General features: G+C 61.5%; 19 protein-coding genes. 13 read left to right on the forward strand and 6 right to left on the reverse strand.

The window, feature by feature from the left end; genetic code table 11:
• The first annotated feature begins 162 nt into the window (after positions 1-162).
• From IMX17_RS07630 to IMX17_RS07645, 4 genes are read left to right on the forward strand one after another with little or no spacing between them, the layout of a single operon-like run.
• Positions 163-1173: a 2-aminoethylphosphonate ABC transporter substrate-binding protein gene (locus IMX17_RS07630; protein ID WP_182264581.1), complete on the forward strand. Its 1011-nt coding sequence runs from the start codon at positions 163-165 to the stop codon at positions 1171-1173.
• 8 nt (positions 1174-1181) lie between these two features.
• The gene (phnT, locus tag IMX17_RS07635; protein ID WP_227414524.1) at positions 1182-2306 is read left to right on the forward strand and encodes a 2-aminoethylphosphonate ABC transport system ATP-binding subunit PhnT; all 1125 of its coding nucleotides are present in this window, start codon (positions 1182-1184) and stop codon (positions 2304-2306) included.
• Between the two features lies 1 nt (position 2307).
• The gene (gene phnU / locus IMX17_RS07640) at positions 2308-3171 is read left to right on the forward strand and encodes a 2-aminoethylphosphonate ABC transporter permease subunit (RefSeq protein WP_182264583.1); all 864 of its coding nucleotides are present in this window, start codon (positions 2308-2310) and stop codon (positions 3169-3171) included.
• Between the two features lie 2 nt (positions 3172-3173).
• Complete coding sequence (locus IMX17_RS07645; protein WP_193549569.1) at positions 3174-3977, forward strand: ABC transporter permease; 804 nt, start codon at positions 3174-3176, stop codon at positions 3975-3977.
• Positions 3978-4022: 45 nt separating this feature from the next.
• On the opposite strand, the gene kdgR is transcribed toward IMX17_RS07645, so the two are convergent.
• Positions 4023-4814: a DNA-binding transcriptional regulator KdgR gene (gene kdgR / locus IMX17_RS07650; protein WP_193549570.1), complete on the reverse strand. Its 792-nt coding sequence runs from the start codon at positions 4812-4814 to the stop codon at positions 4023-4025.
• 230 nt (positions 4815-5044) lie between these two features.
• Here kdgR and IMX17_RS07655 point away from each other — a divergent pair, with 230 nt between their 5' ends.
• Positions 5045-6439, forward strand: a complete 1395-nt coding sequence (locus IMX17_RS07655) for an MFS transporter (RefSeq protein ID WP_182264585.1) — start codon at positions 5045-5047, stop codon at positions 6437-6439.
• 79 nt (positions 6440-6518) lie between these two features.
• Here the strand turns inward: IMX17_RS07655 and IMX17_RS07660 are convergent, their stop codons facing one another.
• A complete protein-coding gene (locus IMX17_RS07660; protein WP_182264586.1) occupies positions 6519-7226 on the reverse strand; it encodes a hypothetical protein in 708 nt (235 codons plus the stop codon).
• Between the two features lie 338 nt (positions 7227-7564).
• Entirely contained in the window at positions 7565-8443 is an 879-nt protein-coding gene (gene htpX / locus IMX17_RS07665) for a protease HtpX (protein WP_033652481.1), read from the reverse strand.
• Positions 8444-8811: 368 nt separating this feature from the next.
• Here htpX and IMX17_RS07670 point away from each other — a divergent pair, with 368 nt between their 5' ends.
• The 6 genes from IMX17_RS07670 to IMX17_RS07695 are packed head-to-tail and all read left to right on the forward strand — an operon-like array spanning position 8812 to position 14655.
• Positions 8812-9903 (forward strand): ABC transporter substrate-binding protein, encoded by a 1092-nt coding sequence (locus IMX17_RS07670; protein WP_046898533.1) that lies wholly within the window; start codon positions 8812-8814, stop codon positions 9901-9903.
• 2 nt (positions 9904-9905) lie between these two features.
• On the forward strand, positions 9906-10946 hold the full coding sequence (locus tag IMX17_RS07675) for an iron ABC transporter permease (RefSeq protein WP_046898534.1): 1041 nt from the start codon (positions 9906-9908) through the stop codon (positions 10944-10946).
• Entirely contained in the window at positions 10943-11728 is a 786-nt protein-coding gene (locus IMX17_RS07680) for an ABC transporter ATP-binding protein (RefSeq protein WP_046898535.1), read from the forward strand. Before IMX17_RS07675 ends, IMX17_RS07680 begins: the two co-directional genes overlap by 4 nt.
• Complete coding sequence (locus tag IMX17_RS07685; protein WP_033642848.1) at positions 11716-12513, forward strand: nicotianamine synthase family protein; 798 nt, start codon at positions 11716-11718, stop codon at positions 12511-12513. The genes IMX17_RS07680 and IMX17_RS07685 overlap by 13 nt, the downstream gene beginning before the upstream one ends.
• Positions 12506-13813, forward strand: a complete 1308-nt coding sequence (locus IMX17_RS07690) for an opine metallophore biosynthesis dehydrogenase (RefSeq protein WP_182264590.1) — start codon at positions 12506-12508, stop codon at positions 13811-13813. The genes IMX17_RS07685 and IMX17_RS07690 overlap by 8 nt, the downstream gene beginning before the upstream one ends.
• Positions 13810-14655 (forward strand): DMT family transporter, encoded by an 846-nt coding sequence (locus IMX17_RS07695; protein ID WP_193549571.1) that lies wholly within the window; start codon positions 13810-13812, stop codon positions 14653-14655. Before IMX17_RS07690 ends, IMX17_RS07695 begins: the two co-directional genes overlap by 4 nt.
• 67 nt (positions 14656-14722) lie before the next feature.
• Here the strand turns inward: IMX17_RS07695 and prc are convergent, their stop codons facing one another.
• The 3 genes from prc to IMX17_RS07710 all read right to left on the reverse strand — a co-directional run bounded on the left by prc (position 14723) and on the right by IMX17_RS07710 (position 18095).
• Entirely contained in the window at positions 14723-16771 is a 2049-nt protein-coding gene (gene prc, locus IMX17_RS07700) for a carboxy terminal-processing peptidase (protein ID WP_033642845.1), read from the reverse strand.
• Positions 16772-16790: 19 nt separating this feature from the next.
• Positions 16791-17501: an RNA chaperone ProQ gene (gene proQ / locus IMX17_RS07705; RefSeq protein WP_004931497.1), complete on the reverse strand. Its 711-nt coding sequence runs from the start codon at positions 17499-17501 to the stop codon at positions 16791-16793.
• 96 nt (positions 17502-17597) lie between these two features.
• On the reverse strand, positions 17598-18095 hold the full coding sequence (locus IMX17_RS07710; RefSeq protein WP_033642843.1) for a GAF domain-containing protein: 498 nt from the start codon (positions 18093-18095) through the stop codon (positions 17598-17600).
• A 255-nt stretch (positions 18096-18350) separates the two neighbouring features.
• Between IMX17_RS07710 and yebS the strand changes: the two genes are divergently transcribed.
• Together yebS and IMX17_RS07720 are read left to right on the forward strand one after the other, a co-directional pair.
• Positions 18351-19598 carry a membrane integrity lipid transport subunit YebS gene (gene yebS / locus IMX17_RS07715; RefSeq protein ID WP_046898636.1) on the forward strand — a complete coding sequence of 416 codons (1248 nt, stop codon included), beginning with the start codon at positions 18351-18353 and terminating at the stop codon, positions 19596-19598.
• The gene (locus tag IMX17_RS07720; RefSeq protein WP_193549572.1) at positions 19567-22197 is read left to right on the forward strand and encodes a PqiB family protein; all 2631 of its coding nucleotides are present in this window, start codon (positions 19567-19569) and stop codon (positions 22195-22197) included. The genes yebS and IMX17_RS07720 overlap by 32 nt, the downstream gene beginning before the upstream one ends.
• The last annotated feature ends 15 nt before the right edge of the window (positions 22198-22212 follow it).

Raw genomic sequence — 22212 nt, forward strand, 5'->3', positions numbered from 1 at the left:
GGCCTGCGCACGCAGGCCCGCCTTTCTCTCCCGCGTCGTCCTCCCCGTTCCCGGCAATGATATTTTGCTGATTTCATTTGTTTGTCATATTCGCCGATTAGCGTGGCCGCATATCTGGTGTATACCAGTTTCGCATTAACCCGTAACAGTGAGGCTGAAGCTATGAAATTTTCTCGACTGGTCGTGATGACCGCCATCGCACTCGGCTCCGCGCCGCTCTGGGCCGCCGAGGCGGTGGTGACCGTCTACTCCGCCGATGGTTTGCACGACGGCGATCACAGCTGGTATCAAACCCAGTTCGACGCCTTCACCCAGGCGACCGGCGTCAAGGTGCAGTACGTCGAAGGCGGCTCCGGCGCCATCGTGGAACGCCTGTCGAAAGAGCGCAGCAACCCGCAGGCCGACGTGCTGGTGACGCTGCCGCCGTTCATTCAACGCGCGGCGGCGGAAAAACTGCTGCAGGACTTTACCCCGCAGGCGGCCGCGCAAATCGCCGATGCGCAGCCGCAGTTCGTGCCGCTGGTGAACAACTACCTGAGCTTCATCTATAACGCCAAACTGCTGCCGCAGGCGCCCGCCAGCTACCAACAGCTGCTGGACGCGCAGTTCCGCAATAAGCTGCAGTACTCCACGCCGGGCCAGGCGGGGGACGGCACTGCGGTGATGCTGCAGGCGTTCCACAGCTTCGGCGGCAAAGACGCCGGTTTCGACTACCTCGGCAAGCTGCAAAGCAACAACGTCGGCCCTTCCGCCTCCACCGGCAAGCTGACCGCGCTGGTCAATAAAGGGGAGCTGCTGGTGGCCAACGGCGATCTGCAGATGAACCTGACGCAGATGCGCAGCAACCCGAACGTGAAGGTGTTCTGGCCGGCCGGGCCGGACGGCAAGCGCAGCACGCTGGCGCTGCCTTACTACATCGGCCTGGTGCAAGGCGCGCCGCAAAGCGCCAACGGCAAAAAGCTGATCGATTTCCTGCTGAGCAAAGAGGCGCAGAGCAGCGTCAGCGCCATTTCCTACGGCATGCCGGTGCGTAAAGACGTGACCCCGACCGACGATAACTTCAGGCAGTCGCAGGCTGCGCTGCAGGGCGTGGATATCTGGACGCCGGACTGGAATCAGGTGGTGAGCAGCCTGTCCGCCGACATTTCCCGCTGGCACAAGGTGACAGAATGACGCTGACCATGCCTTATCTTCTCGCTTCCCGCGCTGAGGCGCGGGATAACAGCCGGGACATCGCCGGGCCGTCGGGCATTCAGCTCGACCGTGTCAGCGTGTCGTACCGCGGCACCGAAGTGCTGAAACCCCTGACGCTCACCATCGCGCCCGGCGAAGTGCTGGCGCTGATCGGCCCCTCCGGCTCGGGCAAAACCACCGTACTGCGAGCGATTGCCGGTTTCGTGCAGCCGTCCGCCGGACGCATCGCCATCGGCGATATCGATGTCACCGACGTGCCGCCCTATGAACGCGGCCTGGGCATGGTGGTGCAGAACTATGCGCTGTTTCCGCATATGCGCGTCGAAGACAATGTGGCGTTCGGCCTGCGCGCCCAGGGCAAGCCGCGCGGCCTGACCGCCGAGCGCGTCGAAGAAGCGTTGGCCATCGTCGGCATGTCCGCCTACGCCAGGCGCTATCCCAGCCAGCTTTCCGGCGGCCAACAGCAGCGGGTGGCGATCGCCCGCGCCATTGCGGTGCGCCCCAAGGTGCTGCTGCTGGATGAGCCGCTGTCGGCGCTGGACGCGCAAATCCGCCACAGCATGGTGGAAGAGATAGCCCGCCTGCACCGCGAGCTGCCGGATCTGACCATCCTGTACGTCACCCACGATCAGGGCGAAGCGCTGACGCTGGCGGACAAGATCGGCATCATGCGCGACGGCCATCTGATCGCCCACGGCGAAACCCGCGCGCTGTATCATCATCCGACGAACCGCTTCGCCGCCGAGTTCCTCGGCCGCGCCAACCTGCTGCCGGCTACCGCCCTGGAGACTACCGCGCAGCAAGGCATGACCACCGTCAGCTGCGCCGGCAAAGTGATCGGCTGTTTCACTTATGGCGCACAACGCGGCTTCGACAAGCTGCTGTGCATCCGGCCACAGCACATTGCGCTCGATGCCGACGCCCAGCGCAGCAACTGCCTTATCGGCACGCTACGCGATATTCATTGGCAGGGTGAACTGACGCACCTGCAGTTCGACGCGCAAGGCCACCCGCTGCGCGTGGTCACCACCCATCGCAGCCGGATGCCGCAGATCGGCGAACGGGTGCCGCTCTATTTCGCCCCCGACGATGCGGTACTGATCGAGGACTGACATGACCGACTCTACGCTTATTCGCCCGGCCCAGCGGCTGCGTTTGCCGCGCCGCCTGTGGATCCTGTTACCGCTGCTGGTACTGGCGACGCTGTTTTTCTACCCGTTGGCGCTGATCGTCAAACAGGCGTTTACCGATGACCAGGGGCTGTTCAGCGCCGCTGCGCTGCAGCAGGTGTTCGAATCCCGCCGCTTTGTCGGCGCCTTTCTCAACACGCTGCAGATCGCGCTGCTGGCGACGCTCGGCTGCCTGGTGCTCGGCACCCTGCTGTCGCTGCTGCTGGTGTTCACGCCGTTCCCCGGCAGCCGTCTGGTCGCCCGGGTGATCGATACCTTTATCGCCATGCCGACCTTCCTCATCACGCTGGCCTTCACGTTCATCTACGGTTCCGCCGGTCTGCTGAACGGCACGCTGATGGCGACCTTTGGTTTCACCCTGCCGCCGGTGGATTTTCTTTACTCCATCTGGGGGGTGATCCTGGCGGAAATCACCGTGTTTACCCCGCTGGTGATGCGCCCGCTGATGGCGGCGCTGTCGCAGATCGACCGCAGCCAGCTCGAGGCCGCCAGCATCCTCGGCGCCCGGCCGGGACGGGTGGTGCGCCAGGTGATTTTACCGGCCGCGCTGCCGGCCTTGCTGGCCGGCGGCAGCCTGTGTTTGTTGTTGACCACCAATGAGTTCGGCATCGTGCTGTTTATCGGCGCCAAGGGCGTCACCACACTGCCGATGATGGTCTACGCCAAAGCGATTCTGGAATCGGACTACGCCGTCGCCTGCGCGATCGCCGTGGTGAATATCGCGCTGTCGCTCGGGCTGTTCTCCCTTTACCGCTACGCCGCGGCGCGCGCCGGGCTGAGGAACTGACGATGTTGATTTGGTCTCGCACCGGCCGCACCCTGACCTGCACGCTGACGGTCACGCTGTTCGCCCTGTTCTTCTGCCTGCCGCTGGCGGTGATCCTGATGTCCAGCCTCAGTGAACAGTGGAACGGCGTGCTGCCGAGCGGCTTCACCCTCAGCCACTTTCGCCAGGCCTTCAGCGGCGCCTCCTGGGACGCGCTGGTCGCCAGTCTGGCTATCGGCTTCAGCGCCAGCCTGTTCGCGTTGTTGTGCGGCACCTGGGCGGCGTTGGCCCTGCGCCACGTGCCTGAACGCGGCCGACGGCTGCTGGACACGCTGTTTTTCATTCCCAGCGCGGTGCCTTCGGTCTCTATCGGTTTGGGGATACTGGTGGCGTTCAGCCAGGGGCCGCTGCAGATGAACGGCACCTTCCTGATCGTGCCCGCCGCCCACTTCGTGTTGATTTCCGCCTTTACCTTCGGCAACGTGATGGCCGGGCTGACCCGGCTGCCTGGCGACTACGAGAACGTCGCTGCCAGCCTGGGCGCGTCGCCGCTGTTCCGCCTGCGCCACGTCACCCTGCCGATGATCGCCCCCTACATGCTCTCCGCCTTCGCGCTCAGTCTGTCGCTGTCGATGGGGGAGCTGGGCGCGACCATGATGATCTACCCGCCGAGCTGGGCGACATTGCCGGTCACGATCTTCAGCCTGACCGATCGCGGCAGCATCGCCAATGGCGCAACGCTGACCATGATCCTGGTAGCGGCCACGCTGTTGCTGATGTTGGTGTTGGAGCGGATTTCACAGCGGCTGACGCCCGGCGCGAAATAACAGCAAGGCGCTGCCATGGCGGCGCCTTGCTCATCGAAACGCAGGTCAGAACGGGTAGTCGTGATAGCCCTGCTGTTCGGAAATGCGTCGGGCGGCGACATGCAGCAACGCCACATACTCCTCCCGCGCCGCTTCGGAAAAACGCAGCGTCGGGAAAGAGATGCTCAGCCCGGCGATCGCCCCCCCGAACCTGTCAAAGACCGGTACCGCGATGCAGCGGATCCCCGCTTCTTGCTCTTCGGCATCTTCGCCGTATCCCTGCGCACGCACCCGATCCAGCACCGGCAACAGTTCGGCGGCGCTGGTCAGGGTATGCTCGGTGCTGCGGGTAAATTCAATCTGCGACAGGATCTGCGCCACCTCATCCCGCTCGCGCCAGGCCAGCAGCACCTTGCCGATGGCGGTGCTGTGCAGCGGGTTGCGGCGGCCGATGCGCGAATACATGCGCAGGTTGTACATCGCGTCGATCTTGTGGATGTAGACGATGCCATCCTCGTCCAGGGCGCCGAGGTGGATGGTTTCACGGGTATGATTCGACAGCTCGCGCATCTGCACGTCGGCGCTGCGGATCAGATCGACGTTCTGCAACGATTTGGCGCCCAGCTCGAATAGCTTGAGCGTCAGCGCATACTTTTCCGTCTCGCCTTCCTGAGAAACGTAACCCAGCGCTTTCATGGTCTGCAGAAATCGGTAGACGGTGCTTTTAGACATCATCACCCGCTGGGACAGTTCGGTAATGCCGATCTCGCGCTCATCGCCGAGCGCCTGCAAAATGCCGAACACTTTCATCACGGATGAGACGGCATCCGGTTGCTTGTCTGAATCTGCGTTAGCCATGGCGAATACCCTACTTAACGGTTTTGTTTCAGGAAATTTAAACAAGGGTTTCAGTATAATCGGAACAGATCGCGACGCGCAACGCAGCTGAAGGCTAAGCGATTGAAGCCAAATGAATAACCGCCTGCCGCTCACCGCCGTTTACAATTAAGCGGACAAGGGGCATGCAATCGCAGGCGAATATGATTAGCATGATAATACTCTCCTGAATAAATACCGCTGAGACCTGCATGCGTCCTTGTTCCGACGGCCTCCCCGTCCCGCAACGCTATGGGGCGATCCTCGCCATCGCCCTCGGCATTACCGTATCCGTGCTCGACGGCGCGATAGCCAACGTGGCGCTGCCCACCATCGCGCGCGATCTCAACGCCAGTCCGGCCAGTTCCATCTGGGTGGTCAACGCCTATCAACTGGCGATCACCGTCTCTTTGCTGTCGCTGGCGTCGCTCGGCGATCTGGTCGGCTATCGCCGCATCTATCAGGCAGGATTGCTGGTGTTCAGCATCACCTCGCTGTTCTGCGCCCTGTCCGACTCGCTGCTCACCCTGACCATCGCCCGCGTGCTGCAGGGCTTTGGCGCCGCCGCCATCATGAGCGTCAACACCGCGCTAATCCGCATCATCTACCCGCAGCGTTTTCTCGGCCGCGGCATGGGCATCAACTCGCTGATCGTCGCCTGCTCCTCGGCGGCCGGGCCGACGGTGGCGGCCGCTATCCTGTCGGTCGCGTCCTGGCAATGGCTGTTCGCCATCAACCTGCCGATCGGCATCGTCGCGCTGCTGCTGGGGATGAAATTCCTGCCGGCCAACGGTCAAAAAAGCGATAACCGCCGTTTCGATCCCACCAGCGCCGTGCTGAACGCGCTGACCTTCGGCCTGCTGATCACCGCCATCAGCGGCTTCGCCCAGGGCCAGAGCCTGACGCTGATCTTCAGCGAGATCGCCGCGCTGCTGGCGATTGGCGCGGTGTTCGTTCGCCGCCAGTTGCGCCAGGAATTTCCTCTGCTGCCGGTCGACCTGCTGCGCATTCCGATCTTCGCCCTGTCGATGGGCACCTCAATCTGCTCGTTCGCCGCACAGATGCTGGCGATGGTGTCGCTGCCGTTCTTCCTGCAAAGCGCGTTGGGCCGCGACGAAGTGGCGACCGGGCTGCTGCTGACGCCGTGGCCGCTGGCGATCGTGGTGATGGCCCCGATCGCCGGCCGGCTGGTGGAGCGCGTGCACGCAGGCCTGCTGGGCTGCATTGGACTGGCGGTGTTCGCGGTCGGGCTGTTCTCGCTGGCGCTGCTGCCCGCGGCGCCGTCGAATATGGACATCATCTGGCGCATGGTGCTGTGCGGCGCCGGTTTCGGTCTGTTCCAGTCGCCCAACAACCACACCATCATCTCAGCCGCGCCGCGCAACCGCAGCGGCGGCGCCAGCGGCATGCTGGGCACCGCTCGCCTGCTGGGGCAAACCTCGGGAGCCGCGCTGGTGGCGCTGATGTTCAACCTGTTCCCGGCCTCCGGCACCCACGCTTCACTGATCCTGGCTGGGGTGTTCGCCACCCTGGCTGCGGCCGTCAGCAGCCTGCGCATCACTCAACCGACGACGCAAACGGCGCAGCCCAGCCGCGAGGTGAAATAGAGGGCATAGAAAGAGCCTGGCCCCAATCCAATGTGCCCTGCCTGAGCCGGGCCACGTCGAGTGCGATGCAGGCCAGGCGTCAGTCGCCGCGCCTCAAAGGGCTGCGGCCTTGTCGTAAACAGGCTAAATAGGCGTCGTCATCCGGATACCAGCCAACAATGCGTTGACCGTCGTTACCCATCCCCTCGAAGGCCTTCAGAAGGCCGGGGGCGAACATGCGCTTTATCAGATCTTCGGACTGCGCGCTGTCGATGCGGCAGTCGCAGCGCGTCTCTCCGTCAACCTGAACGAAGTTCTGCAACGAAGCGAGACATCGCACGTCGAGATCGCCATGGACATGGATAAACTCCCCCGTTTCTACCAGGGTGAGCGCGGTCAGGTCTCCCCCCACCACGAACGCGCCGTCGTTTCCTGAGCTGCAATAGGCATGGCGTATGCGGACATCGTCACGCACGACCAGCCCGCCCCAGCAAATCAGCGTATCCGCCTGCAGCCGCCCCAGCACGACAATGCCGCCGTCCTCTCGCTGCGGTGACACCGCCAGGCATCCCTCGACGATCACATCGCCGTCCACGATCAGGTAATCGTAATCGTGGCCGTCGTGCTCGGCGGGGAAAAACGCCGGCAGGCGCAGATCGCCTGAATGCCAGCGAATAACCGGCGGTTCATCATCGTCATCATGCCGGTTCAACAATTCCGCAACCGCATCGGCGACACCGCCAGCCAATGCGGCCAGGCGCGCCGGCACCTCATCACCGTTGAGTAAGGGAAGGTGGTTGATTTTCATAGGGCCTCAGGGACAAATGTCATTGTGCCAAAGCATATAACATGCGCTTCCAAAGCCAAACAGGCGGTCGTGACCGGGCCCGATGCGGCTTGCCCTCTCACCGGGTGATCTGGCACCGCGCCTGCCCAAGCTGAGAGGCCGAAAGACGCGGTTTGCAGGTGGGATTCAGGGACTTCGGGCGCTGCTGCACGGCATTAACGCCCGCAAACTTTGGTGAAGCGCTCACCCCATTCATTGCCGAATTTCATTGCTGAATCCGTCGCCGCCGCTGTAAAAGCGGTTCAGGCATGCCATAAAAAAACCCCGGCAAGCCGGGGTTTTTCATTTCATTCAGCCGATTACTTCAGGTACTGACCGGTGCGCAGCGCTTCGATGCGCTTGTCGAGCGGCGGGTGCGACATGAACAGCTCGCTGAACGACTTGGATTTGCCGTTGATGCAGAACGCCATCATGCTGCCCGCTTCCTGCGGTTCATAGCTGGTTTTCAGACGCTGCAAGGCGGCGATCATCTTCTCGCGGCCCACCAGTTTGGCGGAACCGGCGTCGGCATAGAATTCGCGGTGACGCGAGAACCACATGGTGATGATGCTCGCCAGGATGCCGAACACCAGTTCCAGCACCATCGACACGGCGAAGTAAATCATCGGGTTGCCGTTGCCTTCCCCTTCACCGTCGCGGTTGCCCAGGAAGCCGGCGGCAACCTGTGCGATCAGGCGCGAAATGAAGATGACGAAGGTGTTCACGATCCCCTGGATCAGGGTCATGGTCACCATATCGCCGTTGGCGACGTGGCTGATTTCGTGCGCGATAACCGCTTCCGCTTCGTCGCGGCTCATGCTCTGCAGCAGGCCGGTGCTGACGGCGACCAGCGAAGCGTCGCGGCGTGCGCCGGTGGCGAAGGCGTTGATGTCCGGCGCGTGGTAGATAGCGACCTGCGGCATGGCGATGCCCGCCTGCTGCGATTGACGGCGCACCGTTTCCAGCAGCCAGTTTTCGGTTTCGTTACGCGGCTGTTCAATCACTTCCCCGCCTACGGAGCGCAGCGCCATCCATTTGGACATCAGCAACGACACGAAAGCGCCGCCGAAGCCGAACAGACCGGCCATGATCATCAGGCCCTGAACGCTACTGGATTGGATTCCTGTCAGGCTGAGCACCAGCCCGAAAACCAACATCACCGCCAGGTTGGTGAGCAGGAACAGAGCTATACGCATCATAAAATGTTTACTTCCTCATAAATGTTAACAAAACACTGTCCAGATACCCTGAATCGTATGGGCATTCGTCACAGTTTCAAGAGTTGCGCGCCATTAACCTACTAAAAATACGAAACTTTACAAAAACGACGCGCGACCGGGATTTGGCAAATTGTAAACGATTGTTGCGCAAGGCGGAGGGATTTTGCAGAAAAATTTCTTTGCCCGCACGCCATGACAACGAGAAACGTTATCCTCACGCTTTATAGGTCAATATTCGCTCAGCACGTTTCATCATGCCCCGCCTGATTCAGCGGCGACGAAAGTTTGAATCTCGCGATTGATTGTTACATTATAACATAACAAATAATCGTAAAGGGATGTCAATCATGTTATCGCGTATCGTCTGGATGCTGGCGACGTGGCTGCTTTTCTGCCAGGTCGCGCACGCTGAAATTCACCTCACCGACGTTGAAGGACGCCAGGTTACCCTGACCGCCCCCGCACAGCGCGCCTATATCGGCTTTTACTACGAAGATTTTCTGGCGGTGAACGGCCCGGAGAGTTATCAACAGGTCGTCGCCTTCTCCAAAAGCGACTGGGCGTTGCGCGCCAGCCAATGGGCGCGCTATCAGGCGGCGCTGCCACGGCTCGCTCAACTGGTCGATGTCGGTTCGCTCTATAACCAGAGCTTCGATTTTGAACGCCTGCTGACCACGCGACCAGACCTGCTGATCCTGGCGAAGTGGCAGCTCGACGGCTTCGCCAACTATCTGCCGGTGCTGCAACAGCTCAACATTCCTTACATTGTCGTCGACTTCAATCAGGGCGTTGAAGTCAAGCTCGCCAGCATCCGGTTAATGGGCCAGGCGATGGGCCACGCCGAGCGAGCGGAACGGCTGGCCGACGAATATCGCCAAAGCCTCGAGGATACCCGGCGGCGCATCCGCCAGGCGCAGCTGCCGCCGCCGGTCACCTACATTGAGCTGGGGGACAAGGGCCCCGGCGAGTACGGCAGCAGCTATGGCGCATCGATCTGGGGGCCGCTGCTGCAGCTGGCCGGCGCCGACAATATCGCCGCCGGCGTCGTCGGCAGCCCTTCCCCCTTGCGCGCCGACTATGTCCTGACCCAACGGCCCGAGGTGATTTTTCTCGCCGGTGGCGACTGGGAAAACATGCCGAACGCCGTGCCGATGGGCTACGGCACGCAGGCAGCCCCCCTACAGACGCGCCTGACGCAATACGCCCGGCGGGCGGGATGGCCGCAACTGCCGGCGGTAAAAAATCAGCGTCTTTATGCGCTTTACCATGGCGGCGCGCGCACGATTTACGATTTTATCTTTGTCCAGTATCTGGCGAAAGCGCTCTATCCCACCGCGTTTGCCGATGTTGATCCCGCGCGCAATCTGGCGCAGTTCTACCATCAATATTTGCCGATAGAGGCGGACGGCGTCTTCTTGCAACGCTGGCAAGGAGAATAACCGTGGCCCACACAGGACGTGCGTTTTTGCGACGGCGCAGGCTGCGCCGCGGGCTACTGACGCTGGCGCTGCTCGGCGCGCTGCTGGCGGCGACCGCCATCGATCTCACCGTCGGCGCCGCGCAACTTGGCCTCACGGATATCATGCGGATGCTTTGGCCCGGCTCTGCGCCTGGCAACGCACTGCATCAGGCAGTTTTCTGGTCGATTCGCTTGCCGATGACGCTCACCGCCTTGGTGGTCGGCGCCAGTCTGGCGCTGGCGGGCCTGCTGATGCAGACCGTGCTGGCCAATCCCCTCGCCAGCCCCTATACGCTGGGGATCTCTGCCGCGGCGGGGTTCGGCGCGGCGCTGGCGATCCTCACCGGCTTCAGCCTGGGCGGCGCGTTGGCGCTGGGCACACCGCTGCTGGCTTCGCTGATGGCGTTGCTCGCCTGCGTGCCTGTCTATCTGCTGGGACAACGCCGCGGCATGACGCCGCAAATATTAGTGTTGAGCGGCATCGTGGTGCTGTTTTTCTTTCAGTCGCTGCAATCGCTGCTGCTGTTTCTGGCCTCGCCGGAAGCCATGCAGCAAATTGTCTTTTGGCTGTTCGGCAGCCTGCTCAAAGCCAATATGCACGGCGTGGCGATCACCGGCGTCGTATTGCTGTGCGCGCTGTTCGTCAGTCTGCGGCTCGCCTGGCGGCTAACGGCGCTGTCCGCCGGCGAAGAACAGGCCCAGGGGCTGGGCATCAATGTCAGCGCCTTGCGCAAGCTGGCCTTTCTACTGGCGACCTTGCTGACGGCCGCCTCGGTCTCGTTTGTCGGCACCATCGGGTTCGTCGGGCTGATCGCCCCGCATTTCGCCCGCTTTCTGGTGGGTGAGGACCAGCGCTACCTGATCTGCATTTCCGCCCTCTGCGGCAGCCTGCTGCTGCTGTGCGCCTCGATCGTCGCCAAGCTGGTGATGCCGAACGGCGTGGTGCCCATCGGCATCGTTATCGCCCTGATCGGCGTGCCGGTGCTGTTTTACTTCGTCACTCGACAGGTTAAACGCCCATGACTCAACTGACCCTCACCCGCGTCGGCGTCTCGCTGCATCGCCGCTCGCTGTTGACAGACGTTTCATTGAGCTGGCCGGAGGCGCAGCTCGGCGGCATCATCGGCCCCAACGGCGCCGGCAAATCGACGCTGCTCAAAGCGATTAATCGCATGGTGCCGTGCAGCGGCGAGATCGCTTACCGCGAACGCCCTCTCGATCCGAAAACCTGCCGTATCGCCTATGTGCCGCAGCTTAATCGCTGCGATTCGGCATTGACCGCTTTTGACATGGTGCTGTTGGGCAAGGTGCGCCAGTTGAGCTGGCGCGTCAGCGCCGCCCAGGCCGATGCGGTCGAGCAGGCGCTTACGGAATGCGGCATTTCCGCGCTCGCCGATCGCCCCTTCAACCGTCTCAGCGGCGGCCAGCGACAGTTGGTGATGCTGGCTCAGGCCTTCGTCTCTCAGCCGCAGATCATTTTGCTCGACGAACCCACCAGCGCGCTGGATATCCACCACCAGCTGCGCGTGCTCAATCAGATCGCCGACTACGGCCGGCGCCACCGCTGCATCACGCTGCTGGTGATCCACGATCTGGGGCTGGCGCTGCGCTATTGCCACTCACTCACGCTGCTCGCGCACGGACGCGTTGTTTGCCACGGCGATACCCATCAGATGATGGGACATCCGATGGTGTCTCGCGTATTTGGCGTCGGCATCGAAAACGGCGTCAGCCCGCAGGGCTACCCCTATCTGCTGCCGACACAGCTGTTACACGCACACGGAGAATCCCCATGTACACTCTGACCAAGGCGGACATGCTGGCGCAACTCGCCGGCTTGCAACAGGAAATTCACCAGCTTCACCGTTCCGCCCGGCAAGATCGGCGCCATTTTTCCCTGCTGGAACGTCGTTTCAGCCGCCTGCAGGCCTTTAACGACGAACCGCAGCTGCAGGCCTATCGTCAAAAGCTGGAAAACGACCGTTTGATCACGGCGCAGATCACCCAACTACGGGCGACGGCCAACGCCGCGTTGTGCGACTACGAGAAGCATCGCGTCTCGGCGCTGTGCCGGGAACCGGCGCAAACCAACGCCTACCTGAACAGTTTCGACCGCGCGCTGCAGCTGGAGATCGCGGCCGCCGACATTAAACCCGGCGAACGGGTGCTGCTGGTGGGCAGCGGCGCATTGCCCACCACGGCGCTGGCGCTGGTCGCCAGGCTCTCCGCCACCGTCATTTGCTACGATTGCGATCCGGCGGCCCAGCGTTTTGCCCGCCGGCTCACGCGCCACCTGGGGCTGGTGCAGCAGATGCCCTGCATCGACAAGCTGAACGGCCTGACGCGCAACGATATCGATCACATCATCATCGCCTCCCTGGTGGCGGACAAACAGGGTTTGCTGAAGGCGCTGCGGCCTTTGCTGCCCCAGTGCGGCAAATTGCTGGTGCGCTATGGCAATGGCCTCAAGTCGATCTTCAACTGCCCTTACCACCACCAGGCCGCCGGCTCGCCCTGGCGCGTCAGCGGTAAACCGCTCACCACCCCGCTGTACGACCTTTTGATTTTGGAGCCTCACCGCCATGAATAATGCCTTTCCCACCCTGATCCTCGGCGCCGGCCCGGCGGCGATCCAACTGGCTGCGGACATCAAGGCCGCGGGCAATGCGCGCATCGGCCTGTACAACCGCCCCAGCGAAAAAGGGCGCCGCCTGAAGCAACATCTGGCGCACACGCCCAGCCTGTGGCTGACGGGCGCCGGTAAGGCGCAGCGCACCCAAGACGATGCGCAGGTGACGATTGATCGCTATTGCGATGATCTGGCGCTCGTCGGCGGCGACTGGCGCAGACTGATCCTTGCCGTCCCCGCCGATCAATACCATGACGTGCTGCGACAGGTGCCATGGGCGGCGTTGCCCCAACTGCGCTCACTGATCCTGCTCTCTCCCTCCATCGGCTCCGGCCTGATGGCGCAAAGCCTGCTGCAGGACGCCGGGCAATCCCACGTCGAGGTCATCAGCCTGTCGAGCTACTACGCCGATACCAAATACCAGAACGCCGAGCAGCCTTGCCGCGCCTACACCAAGGCGTTCAAGCAGCGGATTTATCTGGCCGGCGCAGGCGCAAGGTCAGACTGCGCCGAACTCGACTGGCTTTGCTCGCTGCTGGCGCGTCACGGCATTGACGCCCAACGCTGCGACAGCCTGCTCGCCGCCGAGCGCTTCAGCATCACCAATTATGTTCATCCTCCGCTGGCGTTGGCCAAAACCACGCTGCAGGCGATATTCCAGCCGCAGGCGCCGATCCAGTACCTGTATAAAACCCACCCCGAGGGCCCCATCTGTCCCGAGGCGATCGCCGACATGCTGGCGCTCTCGCAGGATTACCAGCAGTTGCTCAACCGGCTCGGCATCGAGGCCATTAACCTGCTGCGCTTTTTGAATGACGACAACTACCCGGTGCCACCCCGCATGGTGAGCCGCCGCTGGATTGACCAATTCCCGCAGCTCACGCCGACGGAGCAATGCTATGCGCTGTTTACGCGTTATACCGCGCTGCTGGTCGACCCCTATTCCGAGCCGGACGCGCAGGGCCGCTACTATGATTTTTCCGCCGTCAGGGTCGCCCGCGTCTTCCAGGATGCCCAGGGGCGCTGGCGCCTGCCGCGCGTGCCGCAAGAGGACGTGCGCAAACTGCGCGTCCTGGTCTTGCTGGCTCAGCGGCTTGACGTCGAGATGCCCGCCGCCCAGCGTCTGTTGGCGCGCTTTCAGCAGGCGCTGCAGCACTTCGTCACCCGGATCGGCGCCGAGCATTGTCATCGTTCGTTGCTGGACGATACCTGCGACGAGCAGGCGGACATCATTTACCGACAATGGCGGAGGCAAGCATGAATCAGGGTGCGCTACTGGCCATTTTTGCCTCGTTGATTTTCAGCGTCATGAACGCGCTGGTTAAAACCATCTCCGATGCTATTCCCACCGGTGAAATCGTGTTCTTTCGCAGCAGCATCGGCTGTCTGCTGGTTCTGCTGCTGATGTACCGCCACCGCGTCGCCTTCAGCCGCGTAGACCGGCCGCTGCTGGTGTTGCGCGGCACCATGGGCGGGCTGTATCTCATTTGTTATTTTTACAGCATTGCCCATCTGACGCTGGCCGACGCCAGCATGCTGGCCTATCTGTCGCCGTTTTTCTCCATTTTGCTCTCCTTGCTGGTGCTGCGTGAACGGGTCAACGCCAATACCGCGTTTTGGCTGGCGATGGTCATCATCGGCGCGGTGCTGCTGGTGCGGCCGTGGCACTTCTCGGCCTATACCTTGGCGTCGCTGGTCGGCGTGATGAGCGCGGTGTTCGCCTCGATCGCCTATCTGTCGGTCAACAAACTCAGCAAGCGCCACCACAACTACGAGATCGTGTTCTACTTCCTGTTCATCGCAACGCTGATCTCGCTGCCGCTGATATGGAACGCGTTCGTTTGGCCCAACGCCTATCAGTTCGCCATTCTGCTCGCCATCGCCCTGGTGTCGCTGTTGGGGCAGGTCGTCTTAACCCAGGCCTTCTCTTCCGATAACCTGATCGTGGTCTCGGTGGTGCGCTATATCGGCATCGTGTTCAACATCGCCTGGGGCTGGCTGTTCTGGCATGAGATCCCGCTGCTGCTGTCGCTGTTCGGCTGTCTGCTGGTGGTGGTTTCCTGCCTTCAGCTCGGGCTGCGTCATCGCAAGAAACCGGCTTAAGCCGGGCTTGCCGCAACCAAAAAAAAACGCACCCGAGGGTGCGTTTTTCACAGGCAAAGCCGTGGCCTTATTTGGCCGGCGTCGGCTGCTGAGCGGGCTGATCCTTTTCCAGATGAGCCAGGTCCAGCGCGATATGCACGGTTTCATCCAGGTACGGATCCGGCTCCTGGTAATCCTTCGGCAGATCGTCAAGCGATTTCAGCGGCTTCTTGCCCGCACGTTCCAGACGCTCGTTGATGCGTTTCAGACGGGTCGCGTCGTCATCGTGGTTCTCTTTCTCACGTACCGCCAGATTGAGAGACACGATGTTGCGTTTATCCTTCAGCGCCTTGTAATGCGCGATATCCTGCGCGATGTACTGGAACTCCGGATTTTGCGCGATGCGCTGCTGGTGATCTTTCAGCAGCTCCGGCTCGAACGGCGCCATATCGCCGGTCTTGCTGTAGGTCGCCGCATTGATGCTGTCCCACGGCATGGCGTTGTCTTCAAACGCTTCGCCGGTTTCCGCCGGATCGACGCCGGTCGGCATCAGAATGTCCGGCGTCACGCCCTTGCGCTGGGTGCTGCCGCCATTGACGCGGTAGAACTTCTGAATGGTGTACTGCACGGAACCGAGCGCCGGCCACTCAGGGCGCAGCATCTGATCGTAGATACGGTTCAGCGAACGATACTGCTGCACGGTGCCTTTACCGAAGGTCGGCTCGCCGACAATCAGCGCGCGGCCGTAATCCTGCATCGCCGCCGCGAAAATTTCGGAGGCGGAGGCGCTGAAGCGATCGACCAGCACCACCAGCGGGCCTTTATAGTAAGTCACGCCGTCGGTGTCGGCGTCTTCGCGCACTTTGCCATTGTTGTCGCGCACCTGCACCACCGGGCCGCTCGGAATGAACAGGCCGGACAGCGACACCGCTTCGGTCAGCGCGCCGCCGCCGTTGGTGCGCAGATCGATGATCACGCTTTTGACGTTCTGCTTGGCCATCTTCTGCAGTTGCACTTTCACGTCATCGGTCAGACCGACATAGAAGCCGGGGATGTCGAACACCGCCACCTTCTCTTTGCCGACGGTCTTGATGGTCATTTTCACCGCGCGGTCTTCCAGACGGATGCGCTCGCGGGTCAAGGTGACCACGCGGGTTTTGGTGCCCTTGCCGGCCGGCAGGATCTCAAGGCGCACCTTGCTGCCCTTCGGCCCTTTGATCAACGACACCACGTCGTCCAGGCGCCAGCCGATCACGTCCACCATCGGTTTGCCGGCCTGGCCGACGCCGACGATGCGATCGCCCACGGTGATCGCCTTGCTCTTCGCCGCCGGACCGCCCGGCACCATCGAGTTGATCAGGGTGTAGTCGTCATCCATCTGCAGCACCGCGCCGATGCCTTCCAGCGACAGGCTCATCTCGGTGTTGAACTGCTCGGTGTTGCGTGGAGACAGATAGTTGGTGTGCGGGTCGATTTCATGCGCAAAGGCATTCATCGCCAGCTGGAAGACGTCTTCGCTGTTGCTTTGCGTCAGGCGCTTGATGGCGAACTGATAGCGCTTGGTCAGCGTGTCGCGGATTTCTTTGTCGGTCTTGCCGGTCAGCTTGAGGTTCAGCTCGTCATAGGTGACTTTCGCATCCCACAGGCTATCCAGCTCGGCCTTGTCTTTCGGCCACGGCGCTTTGCTGCGATCGAGATCGATAGTGCCGTTGCCGGTGAAGTTCATCGGCTTGTCCAGCAACGACAACGCATAGGTGTAACGCTCAAAGCGGCGTTTCTGCGCCAGATTGAACAGCGCGTAGAAGGTGTCCAGCTTGCCGGTTTTCAGCTCTTCGCCAACCTGATTGCGTTTGCCGGCGAACTGCGCCACGTCGGAGGCCAGCAACACGTTATGGTTGTAGTCCAGCATGTTCAGGTAGCGATCGAAGATCTTGCCCGAAAATTCCGCATCGAGGGCGAACTGGCGGTAATGAGAGCGAGTGAAGCGCGAGGTGACGCGCTCACTCACCGTAGCGTGCTGGGGTTCCTGTTGCAGTTGGGGCAGTTGGCCGATGCGGATGTTGGCTGTTTCCGCGCCGTAACTGACACCCGCCCACAGCAGCCCTGCAATCGCTGTTAATCTGACGAATTTGTTCATGCCTGGGTTGGCCTCCGTATCAGAACTGCAAGTGTTCTGCGCGCACAATCATCGCCAGACCGGAAGAGAGCTGCACACGTACGCCATCTTTAGCGATTTCGAGTACGGTAGCATCCATCGCGCTCTTGCCTGCTCTGACTTTGATTTCCTGGCCAATTTGCAGTTTAGAGATATCCGTGACTGGCGCATAACGCGGCTGGCTTTCCTCTTTGGCTGCACGAGGTTGGCGAGCGGGCTGTGGGCGAGTTTGTGGGCGCGGCTTGCGGTTTTCCGGCGCGGCTCCGCCTTCGCGACGCGCAGCGGGCTTTTTACCGGCTGGACGCGGACGGCGCGGAGCGGCATCGGCGGATTCGCCGGCGGCTTCACGTTTTTTGGCGTTTTGTTCGGCACGCTGTGCCTGAACGCGCGCTTTGGCTTCTTCAAGCTGCTGGCGAGCATGATCGACATGCTGTTGCTCCAGTTCACCGCACGGATTGCCGTCCAGGTCGACGCGCTGCGCGCCAACCTTGACGCCGTATAGGTAACGCCAGCTTGAGGTGTATAGGCGCAGGGCAGAACGCAATTGCGTTTTGCTGAGATTCTCTTCCCCCTGCACGCGCTCTACCAAATCCTGAAAAATACCGATTTTCAGCGGACGAGCTTCGCCTTCGGCGCTAAAGCAGAGCGGAAAACGCTCGGCAAGAAAAGCAATGACTTCTTTACTAGAGTTCAACTTAGGTTGATTTTCCATGAAATTTCCTGATTACAACGGTATTGCCAACAAGCCACAGGCATGAACAGGCGTCATTATAATGACGCCATCGGTAATTGCCACGTTAACCGTCGATCAACTTGCCGCCACAGTCACATATTTCGCACTGTCACACTGTTCCAGTTGCTCACAAAGCCCCGCCACCACTGCTTTCAGGCCCACTTCGTCCTGTTCGTCGAAGCGTTGATAAACCGTGCTATCGATATCCAAAACGCCGATCGCCCGGCCGCCAACCGCCAGCGGCAGCACGATTTCCGCGTTGCTGGCCGCATCGCAGGCGATATGGCCCGGAAACGCATGCACGTCGCCGACGCGCTGCACGCGATTTTCCGCCACCGCCGTGCCGCATACGCCCTTGCCCACCGGAATGCGCACGCAGGCGATCTTGCCCTGGAACGGCCCCAGCACCAGTTGGTCGCCATCCATCAGATAGAAACCGACCCAGTTCACGTCATCCAGACGCTCGTTGAGCAACGCGCTGGCGTTGGACAGCGCCGCGATAAAGTTGGTTTCCCCGCCGAGCAACGCGCTCAGGTCACGTTTTAATTCCGCGTAGAATTGTTCTTTTGTCATGTGTTAACCATTGAAACAGTGAAGATGGCCAGAAGCCCAAAGCTTAGGCCCTATAAAATAAGCATTAAATGCGTATAGCCACAAGGTTAATCATCTGTTGCTTCACAAAACCCCGTCGCTCGGGGTATGTTTGCCGCTCAGAATCCCGGTTTACCTCGTTTTACCGTCCGGCACCCGATCGCCGGTGACGCGGCCGGTTTATTTTTCAGCTACGCTGACAGTTCCGGCGGGCTCAGGGGCAGCTACTTGTCAAAAATGAAAATACACGCGATCACCGCCCCCCTTTCCAAAGCGCGCCACCAACGCTGCTGCGAGTGCGACCTGCTGTTCGTGCTGCCGCCGCTCAGCGGTAATCAGGCCGCTTATTGTCCGCGCTGCAACGCCAAGGTGGTGCACGGCCGCGACTGGTCGATGACGCGTCTGACCGCCATGGCGATCACCATGCTGCTGCTGATGCCGTTCGCTTTCACCGAACCGCTGATCAGCATCCGCCTGCTCGGCACGCGCATCGACGCCAGTTTGCTGGAGGGCATCTGGCAGATGAGCCGCCAGGGCGATCCGCTCACCGCCAGCATGGTGGCATTCTGCACCATCGGCGCCCCGCTGACGCTGGTGCTGTCGCTGCTCTACCTGCGCTTCGGCCATGCGCTCGGCATGAACCTGCGCCCGGTGTTGCTGATGCTGGAGCGGCTCAAAGAGTGGGTGATGCTGGACATTTATCTGATCGGCATGGCGGTGGCGGCGATCAAAGTGCAGGATTACGCCGACATCCAGCCCGGCAGCGCGCTGATCGCTTACCTGTCGCTCACGGTGCTGAGCATCCTGACGCTGATCCACGTCAACCTGGAACAGCTGTGGGAGCGCTACTATCCGCAGGAACAGCCGGAAGGCCCACCGACGGCGCTGCACATTTGTCTGTCCTGCCACTATACCGGCTATCCCGACGCGCGTGGCCGCTGCCCGCGTTGCCATGTGCCGATGTGCCATCGCCAGCCCTACAGCCTGCAGAAAACCTGGGCGGCGCTGATCGCGGCGATGATCCTGCTGATACCGGCCAACCTGCTGCCGATTTCCATCATTTACGCCAACGGCACGCGGCTGGAAGACACCATTTTCTCCGGCGTGGTCTCCCTGGCCACCTCCGGCAACGTGCCGATCGCCGCCATCGTGTTCATCGCCAGCGTACTGGTGCCCTTCACCAAGGTGATCGTGCTGATCATGTTGTTGCTGAGCATCCACTTTAAAACCTCGCACAGCCTGAAGACGCGCATTCGTCTGCTGCGCCTGGTCACCTGGATCGGCCGTTGGTCGATGCTCGATCTGTTCGTTATCGCCTTGATGATGTCGCTGGTAAATCGCGATCAACTGTTATCTTTTACTATGGGACCGGCCGCGTTTTACTTTGGCTCGGCGGTCATTTTGACTATTCTTGCCGTTGAATGGCTCGATAGCCGATTGATTTGGGATGCACATGCAACAGGAAACGCCGACTACACCGATTGAAGCGCGGGTCAAGAACAAACGCCGCATTTCACCGTTCTGGTTACTGCCGTTCATCGCCCTGCTGATTGCCGGGTGGCTGGTCTATAACAATTTCCAGGAACGCGGCACCACCGTCACCATCGATTTCCAATCGGCGGCGGGCATCGTCGCCGGCCGCACGCCGGTGCGCTACCAGGGCGTTGAGGTCGGCACGGTGCAAAAAATCAGCCTGAGCAAAGATCTGCGCAGCATCGTGGTGGAAGCCAGCATCAAAAGCGATCTGGAAGACTCGCTGCGCGAAGGCACCCAGTTCTGGCTGGTGACGCCCAAGGCCTCGCTGGCCGGGGTATCCGGACTCGATGCGCTGGTCGGCGGCAACTACATCGGCATGATGCCCGGCGGCGGCAAGGAGCAAACCCACTTCACCGCGCTCGATACCCAGCCGAAGTACCGTCTGAACACCGGCGAACTAATGATTCACCTGCACGCCGACGACCTGGGTTCGCTCAACAGCGGCTCGCTGGTCTATTACCGTAAAATCCCGGTCGGCAAGGTATATGACTACACCATCAGCGAAGGCAACAAGGGCGTAACCATCGACGTGCTGATCGACCGCCGCTTCGCCAACCTGGTGAAGAGCAACAGCCGCTTCTGGAATGTCTCCGGCTTCAAGGGCGATTTCAGCCTGTCCGGCGCCACGGTGCAGATGGAGAGCCTGGCGGCGCTGGTCAACGGCGCCATCGCCTTCGACTCGCCGGCCGATGGCCAGCAGGCCAAAGGCGATCAGAACTATACCCTTTACCCGGACCTGGCCCACAGCCAGCGCGGCGTCAATATTCTGCTGGATCTGCCGAGCGGCAACAATTTGAGTGAAAACCGCACGCCGCTGATGTACCAGGGGCTGCAGGTCGGTACCCTGACCAAGCTGACGTTGCAACAGGACAGCAAAGTCATCGGTGAACTGACCATCGATCCTTCGGTGGTCGATCTGATGCGCAGCGGCACCCGCATCGTGATGCGCAGCCCGCGCATCAGCCTCAACGACGCCAAGCTCAGCCAACTGCTGACCGGTACCACGCTGGAGCTGGTGCCGGGTGAAGGCGAACCGCAGCAGCGCTTCAACGTGCTGGACAGCAGCGAAACGCTGTTGCAACAGCCGGGTGTGTTGACCGTCACGCTAAATGCGCCGCAAAGCTACGGCATCGACGTCGGGCAGCCGCTGGTGGTGCACGGCGTGAAAGTCGGCCAAATCCTGAGCCGCACCTTGACCGCCGGCGGCGTGGTATTCACCGCCGCCGTTGATGCGCAATATCGCGGCCTGCTGCACAAAGACAGCAAATTCGTGGTCAACAGCCGCCTCGACGTCAAGCTGGGGATCGACGGCATGGAAGTGCTCGGCGCCAGCGCGCAGGAGTGGGTAGACGGCGGCGTGCGCATTATCCCCGGCAGCAAAGGGGAGCCTGGTGGCCAGTACCCGCTGTACGCCAACAGCGAAAAAGCCGAGGAAGGCATCGTCGGCAACGCCCCTTCCACCACCCTAACCCTCAGCGCCACCAGCCTGCCGGACGTGCAGGCCGGCTCAGTGGTGCTGTATCGTAAATTCCAGGTGGGCGAGATCGTCAACGTTCGGCCGAAGGCCAACGAGTTTGAGGTGGACGTCTACATCAGCCCGGAATACCGTAAGTTGCTGACCCGTGAAAGCATCTTCTGGGCCGAAGGCGGCGCCAAGGTGCAGCTCAACGGCAGCGGCCTGACGGTGCAGGCTTCACCGCTCAACCGCGCGCTGAAAGGCGCCATCAGCTTCGACAACCTGCAGGGCGTGACGCTGAACAAAGGCGCCAACCGCGTACTGTACGCCAACGAAACCGCCGCCCGCGCGGTGGGCAGCCAAATCACGCTGAAAACCTATGACGCCAGCAAGCTGTCGGCGGGCATGCCGCTGCGTTACCTCGGCATCGACGTCGGCCAGGTGGAGTCGCTGCAGCTGGCGCCGGAGCGCAACGAAGTATTGGCCAAAGCGGTGCTGTATCCGGAATACGTGCAGACCTTCGCGCGTCTCGGCAGCCGCTTCTCGATCGTGTCGCCGGAGATCTCCGCCGCCGGCGTCAGCAACCTCGATACCCTGCTCCAGCCTTATATCAACGTGGAGCCGGGCCGTGGGCGCGAGCTGCGCACCTTCGAACTGCAGCAGGCCAGCATCACCGATTCGCGCTATCTCGATGGGCTGAGCGTGGTGCTCGACGCCGCCGAAACCGGCTCGCTGCAGATCGGCACGCCGGTGCTGTTCCGCGGCGTGGAGGTCGGCACCATCACCGGTTTCTACCTCGGCGCCATGTCCGATCGGGTGCACGTCGCGCTGCGCATCAGCAAGAAGTACCAGCATCTGGTGCGCAACAACAGCGTGTTCTGGCTGGCGTCGGGTTACAACCTGCAGTTCGGCCTGACCGGCGGCGTGATCAAGAGCGGCACCTTCCAGCAGTTCATTCGCGGCGGCATCGCCTTCGCCACCCCGCCAACCATCCCGCTGGCGCCGAAAGCCACGCCGAACAAGCACTTCCTGCTGAATCCGGAAGAGCCGAAGGACTGGAAAACCTGGGGCACCGCCATTCCGCGCGATTAACTTTCGCGTTTTCCT

This window comes from Serratia sp. X3, from assembly GCF_014982455.1.
GTDB lineage: Bacteria > Pseudomonadota > Gammaproteobacteria > Enterobacterales > Enterobacteriaceae > Serratia > Serratia ureilytica.

Coding starts and splice junctions, on each gene's coding strand:
- IMX17_RS07630 (WP_182264581.1), top strand. CDS start 163: ATGAAATTTTCTCGACTGGTCGTGATGACCGCCATCGCACTCGGCTCC.
- phnT (WP_227414524.1), top strand. CDS start 1,182: ATGCCTTATCTTCTCGCTTCCCGCGCTGAGGCGCGGGATAACAGCCGG.
- phnU (WP_182264583.1), top strand. CDS start 2,308: ATGACCGACTCTACGCTTATTCGCCCGGCCCAGCGGCTGCGTTTGCCG.
- IMX17_RS07645 (WP_193549569.1), top strand. CDS start 3,174: ATGTTGATTTGGTCTCGCACCGGCCGCACCCTGACCTGCACGCTGACG.
- kdgR (WP_193549570.1), bottom strand. CDS start 4,814: ATGGCTAACGCAGATTCAGACAAGCAACCGGATGCCGTCTCATCCGTG.
- IMX17_RS07655 (WP_182264585.1), top strand. CDS start 5,045: ATGCGTCCTTGTTCCGACGGCCTCCCCGTCCCGCAACGCTATGGGGCG.
- IMX17_RS07660 (WP_182264586.1), bottom strand. CDS start 7,226: ATGAAAATCAACCACCTTCCCTTACTCAACGGTGATGAGGTGCCGGCG.
- htpX (WP_033652481.1), bottom strand. CDS start 8,443: ATGATGCGTATAGCTCTGTTCCTGCTCACCAACCTGGCGGTGATGTTG.
- IMX17_RS07670 (WP_046898533.1), top strand. CDS start 8,812: ATGTTATCGCGTATCGTCTGGATGCTGGCGACGTGGCTGCTTTTCTGC.
- IMX17_RS07680 (WP_046898535.1), top strand. CDS start 10,943: ATGACTCAACTGACCCTCACCCGCGTCGGCGTCTCGCTGCATCGCCGC.
- IMX17_RS07685 (WP_033642848.1), top strand. CDS start 11,716: ATGTACACTCTGACCAAGGCGGACATGCTGGCGCAACTCGCCGGCTTG.
- IMX17_RS07690 (WP_182264590.1), top strand. CDS start 12,506: ATGAATAATGCCTTTCCCACCCTGATCCTCGGCGCCGGCCCGGCGGCG.
- IMX17_RS07695 (WP_193549571.1), top strand. CDS start 13,810: ATGAATCAGGGTGCGCTACTGGCCATTTTTGCCTCGTTGATTTTCAGC.
- prc (WP_033642845.1), bottom strand. CDS start 16,771: ATGAACAAATTCGTCAGATTAACAGCGATTGCAGGGCTGCTGTGGGCG.
- proQ (WP_004931497.1), bottom strand. CDS start 17,501: ATGGAAAATCAACCTAAGTTGAACTCTAGTAAAGAAGTCATTGCTTTT.
- IMX17_RS07710 (WP_033642843.1), bottom strand. CDS start 18,095: ATGACAAAAGAACAATTCTACGCGGAATTAAAACGTGACCTGAGCGCG.
- yebS (WP_046898636.1), top strand. CDS start 18,351: ATGAAAATACACGCGATCACCGCCCCCCTTTCCAAAGCGCGCCACCAA.
- IMX17_RS07720 (WP_193549572.1), top strand. CDS start 19,567: ATGCAACAGGAAACGCCGACTACACCGATTGAAGCGCGGGTCAAGAAC.